Origin of the sequence: Sphingomonas sp. IC4-52 (genome assembly GCF_020707225.1) — a bacterium.
Lineage (GTDB): Bacteria > Pseudomonadota > Alphaproteobacteria > Sphingomonadales > Sphingomonadaceae > Sphingomonas.
The window spans coordinates 1-2,358 of the sequence record NZ_JAJFEU010000016.1 but is presented as its reverse complement, the minus strand read 5'-3'; the positions used below and the strand labels follow the sequence as shown (position 1 = coordinate 2,358).

The 2,358-nt window shown below is 61.7% G+C and carries 5 protein-coding genes; 2 read left to right on the top strand and 3 right to left on the bottom strand.

Translation table 11 applies throughout. The features are described from left to right. On the bottom strand, positions 1-190 hold a 190-nt coding region (locus LK535_RS16670), incomplete at its 3' end, for a hypothetical protein (protein ID WP_227773053.1). Between LK535_RS16670 and LK535_RS16665 the strand changes: the two genes are divergently transcribed. Next, the gene (locus tag LK535_RS16665; protein ID WP_227773052.1) at positions 189-374 is read left to right on the top strand and encodes a hypothetical protein; all 186 of its coding nucleotides are present in this window, start codon (positions 189-191) and stop codon (positions 372-374) included. The genes LK535_RS16670 and LK535_RS16665 overlap by 2 nt on opposite strands. Here LK535_RS16665 and LK535_RS16660 read toward each other — a convergent pair whose 3' ends face one another. Further along, complete coding sequence (locus LK535_RS16660) at positions 375-1,010, bottom strand: recombinase family protein (protein WP_227773051.1); 636 nt, start codon at positions 1,008-1,010, stop codon at positions 375-377. A 61-nt stretch (positions 1,011-1,071) separates the two neighbouring features. Here LK535_RS16660 and LK535_RS16655 point away from each other — a divergent pair, with 61 nt between their 5' ends. Continuing rightward, positions 1,072-1,275 carry a hypothetical protein gene (locus tag LK535_RS16655; protein WP_066691670.1) on the top strand — a complete coding sequence of 68 codons (204 nt, stop codon included), beginning with the start codon at positions 1,072-1,074 and terminating at the stop codon, positions 1,273-1,275. 196 nt (positions 1,276-1,471) lie between these two features. Here the strand turns inward: LK535_RS16655 and LK535_RS16650 are convergent, their stop codons facing one another. Further along, a complete protein-coding gene (locus LK535_RS16650; protein WP_183953131.1) occupies positions 1,472-1,618 on the bottom strand; it encodes a hypothetical protein in 147 nt (48 codons plus the stop codon). Positions 1,619-2,358: the final 740 nt, after the last annotated feature.

Sequence of the window (2,358 nt, the reverse complement as noted above, 5' to 3'; positions counted from 1 at the left end):
AAATGGTGCCCAGAAGAGGAGTATGCCGGGGTAGGTGATCGAGGTCGCCGGGGAGGGTCGAGTTTTGTCCCGCCTTTTCAATGGCGGGAGGGCTCGAAGGTTCGAGTCCCAGAAGAACACCCGAACCGCTTCGGTCTTCATCGGCATCGAGTGCTGTGGCGCGCTCTGTGGTATGGGCGGTCTTGGTCATGGACGGGGGCTCGGTGATAGATCGGCATAATGGGGGATGTTCGGACGATGAGGCCGAGCCGTGTCCGATCTGCCGAGGTGAAGAACTCGACCCGGACTTCGTGGCGCGTATCGAGCAGGCAGGCGCGCAGCCGGGAATGGCGATGACCTTCGACGAAGCGATGGCGTGGCTGCGCGCTCGCTGATCAGGCGGCGAGCGCCATCTGCTGCTTCACCCGATGCACGGTCCCGACACCGACCTTGAACTTCTTGGCCGTGGCGTTGATGGAGACGCCCTTGGTGAGGGAGCGCTTGATACGCTCGACCTTCTCGGCGTCGAGGGGCGGTCGGCCAGACCGTTTCGTGGATCGCGCCAGCCCTGCCATGATCCTCTGCCGCAAGATGCTGCGCTCAAGTTCCGCAAACACGGCCAGCATCGAGAACATGGCGCGTCCTGCCGGGGTCGAGGTGTCGAGGCCCTGCGTGTGCAGATACAGATCGACACCGCGTGCGTTGATCTCGCCGAGGAAGGTGACGAGGTGCTGGAGGGATCGTCCGAGGCGATCGACCGACCAGCAGGCGATGAGGTCGATCTCCCTTCTCGTCACCATTGTCATCAACCGGTCGTAGCCGGGGCGCTTGTCACGTCCCTTGGCCCCGGAGATGCCTTCATCGCTGAAGACCTCGACGATCTCCCATCCGAGCCGCTCACCGATGATGAGCAGTTCCCGGCGCTGGTTCTCGACGGTTTGAGAGTCCGTGCTCACACGGAGATACAGGGCAACGCGCTTGGTCATTCCAGAAGGACTCGCTCCAGTTCTGGAACGGGTCAAGCAGTTCATTTAGTTCGATTATTTCCCGTTCGTGTGAGAGCCTTCGACCTTCATCACCATGGAGGCGAGTATGGCGCGAACGACGATCCGGGATCAGCGTGGTTTCATCATCGGGCATATCGAGGACATGACGCAGGGGCGGCAGCGGGCCTTCAACTTCGCGGGACGCATCCTTGGCACCTACGATCCCACCACCGGCAAGACGGTCGATGATACCTTCCGCATCGTCGGGACCGGCAACCAGTTGATGGGGCTCATCGAACGGGCGAAGTGAAAACGGGGTGGTTGTCGGCGGTTGCCCAGTTTGTGCATTGAGCCGCGATTCAACGAGGCGCAAAGCAGTCGAGCTTCACCCGTCCAACGGTTGAGGAAGCGGATAGGCTGGTGGTCTCGATGCGCCGCCCCCTCCACAAGGGCAGCAGCCTCACCAGCCTATCCGCGACCTTCCTATCAGATGATGTGGCGGCGCGTCACTTGCGGGGCTTGCCCGCATCGCTGCGCTTCTCGCGCCAGCGGCCATCATCGTTCTTCGCGCGGGTCAGCCCTGCGTTGGGTCCGGTCTTGACCTTCGGGCCACCCTTCGTGCGGTCGTTGCCGTTGCTGTCGAACAGTCCCATCGGCGATACCTCCTTCGTGCTTCCAAGATATGCATGCCGGGTGGTGGTGCCAGCTACCGCTGCTCCATATTCAACTGCTTTTCGAAACGGGAAAAATGGGTAGCCCGGATCGACGGAAATCCGACAGTTTTTGGTGTCCGATACGGCGGGGCTTTTGGAATGCGCTCCGGCGACACAACTTGCCCGCGATTTCCGAGGCCGATCCTCTGACGTTAAATAATGCAGGGGCCACGCCGCCTCTGGTATGATCCATCCATACAGCACGGGTGACGGTCCCGCTAAACCGGCCATATCTTGGTGAGGCATCGAAGACCTCGGCAGGCGCACTGGTTAACCACCCTGCGTCGAAGACATTGAGAGCCAAGCTCGCCCGCGCTCACGCCATAGCGGGTCCGCCGATCGCCGGTCAGCCGGAACGAAAGGTTCAAACCGTGGAAAACACGGTGGTAAAAAGGCCCCGAGCAGGGGTGGCGTGATAGAAGGAGGCTCTGTGCGTGCAACTCACACCCTCCTACTCGACGGTCGTCATAGAACGGCGGTCTTCGAGCGCTTCGGCCCTTGTGGCTGATAACCGTCGCGGCTCCCGGAAGGGGCCGGGAAAGCGCACCTCATGCCGGGTCTGGGTGACCACCGGCTTCTCGTTGTGGAGAAGGGTGCGAGTTCGCCATCGATCCTACAGTGAGATGACTTTCCCCCCGGAGTTTGGCCCACCATCATGGTGCGCGAGGCTCCGGGGGGGG

Coding starts and splice junctions, on each gene's coding strand:
- LK535_RS16665 (WP_227773052.1), top strand. CDS start 189: ATGGACGGGGGCTCGGTGATAGATCGGCATAATGGGGGATGTTCGGAC.
- LK535_RS16660 (WP_227773051.1), bottom strand. CDS start 1,010: ATGAACTGCTTGACCCGTTCCAGAACTGGAGCGAGTCCTTCTGGAATG.
- LK535_RS16655 (WP_066691670.1), top strand. CDS start 1,072: ATGGCGCGAACGACGATCCGGGATCAGCGTGGTTTCATCATCGGGCAT.
- LK535_RS16650 (WP_183953131.1), bottom strand. CDS start 1,618: ATGGGACTGTTCGACAGCAACGGCAACGACCGCACGAAGGGTGGCCCG.